At 67.5% G+C, this 1,451-nt stretch carries 1 protein-coding gene and 1 pseudogene; both read left to right on the top strand.

Annotated elements, in window-relative coordinates; translation table 11 throughout:
• Nucleotides 1-240: pseudogene (locus RISW2_RS25195) on the top strand (efflux RND transporter periplasmic adaptor subunit); the annotation flags it as partial.
• A partial coding sequence (locus RISW2_RS22840) for an efflux RND transporter permease subunit (protein ID WP_043775725.1) occupies nucleotides 237-1,451 on the top strand: 1,215 nt, incomplete at its 3' end. The pseudogene RISW2_RS25195 and the gene RISW2_RS22840, both read left to right, overlap by 4 nt.

Below are 1,451 nucleotides of genomic sequence, written 5' to 3' on the forward strand. Positions count from 1 at the left end.
GCGCGCGCGCACCTGCTGCCGCCCTCGACGCTGACGCTCGACGACGACGGCGCGCTCGGCGTGCGGATCGTGACGGCGGAAGACACCGCGCAGTTCGTCCCGGTGACGATCCTGCGCGACACGGTGGACGGCATCTGGGTCACCGGCCTGCCCGAGAGCGCGGACATCATCACCGTGGGACAGGAATTCGTGACCGACGGCGTCGCGGTGGCGCCGTCCTTCGAGGACATCATCCAATGATCGGCATCGTCGACTGGGCCGCCTCGCGCGCGCGCATGGTCTTTGCCTTCGTCGTGCTGTCGGTGGTGATCGGCACGGTCGCCTATGTCTCGCTGCCCAAGGAAGGCGAGCCCGACATCGAGATCCCGGCGCTCTTCGTGTCGGTGCCCTTCCCCGGCATCTCCGCCGAGGATTCCGAGACGCTGCTCGTCAAGCCCATGGAGAAGGAGCTGTCCGATCTCGACGGGCTCAAGGAGCTCGGCGGGACCGCCGCCGAGGGCTATGCCGGCGTGTCGATGGAATTCGAGTTCGGCTGGGACAAGACCAAGGTCATGGCCGACGTGCGCGACGCCATGACCCGCGCGCAGGCGGACTTCCCCGAGGGCGCCGAGCAGTACTCGATCAACGAGATCAACTTCTCGGAATTCCCGATCATCGTCGTGAACCTGACGGGCCCGGTGCCCGAGCGCACCATGGCGCGGGTGGCCAAGGACCTGCAGGACCGGATCGAGAGTCTCGACGCTGTGCTCGAGGTCGGCATCGCGGGCAACCGCGACGAGATGATCGAGGTGCTGATCGATCCGCTCCGGCTCGAGAGCTACAACGTGACGGCGGGCGAGCTGATCGACGTCGTGAACAACAACAACCAGCTGATCGCCGCGGGCGAGATCGAGACCGAGGGCGGCGCCTTCTCGGTCAAGATCCCCGCGACCTTCGACGGACCGCGGGACCTCTACGACCTGCCGGTCAAGGTGAACGGTGACCGCGTGGTGACGCTGGGCGACATCGCGACGATCCAGCTGACCTTCGAGGACCGCACCGGCACCTCGCGCTTCGACGGCGTGCCGTCGGTCGCGCTGCAGGTGGTCAAGCGCAAGGGTTTCAACCTGATCGACACCGTGGCCGAGGTCGAGCGCACCGTCGAGGCGGCCGAGGCGGAATGGCCCGACCAGCTGCGCGCGGTGCTCGACGTCGGCACCTCGAACGACCAGAGCCGGCAGGTCGAATCGATGGTCACGCAGCTCGAGGGCTCGGTGCTGACCGCCGTTGCGCTGGTGATGATCGTGACGCTCGCGGCGCTCGGGCTGCGGCCCGCGCTGCTCGTCGGCTTCTCGATCCCGACCTCGTTCCTCCTGTGCTTCGCCTTCCTCGCGCTCATGGGCGTGTCGATCTCGAACATCGTGATGTTCGGGCTGATCCTCGCCGTGGGCATGCTGGTCGACGGCGCCATC

The sequence above is a fragment of the Roseivivax isoporae LMG 25204 genome, from assembly GCF_000521865.1.
In the GTDB taxonomy this organism is placed as follows: Bacteria; Pseudomonadota; Alphaproteobacteria; order Rhodobacterales; family Rhodobacteraceae; genus Roseivivax; species Roseivivax isoporae.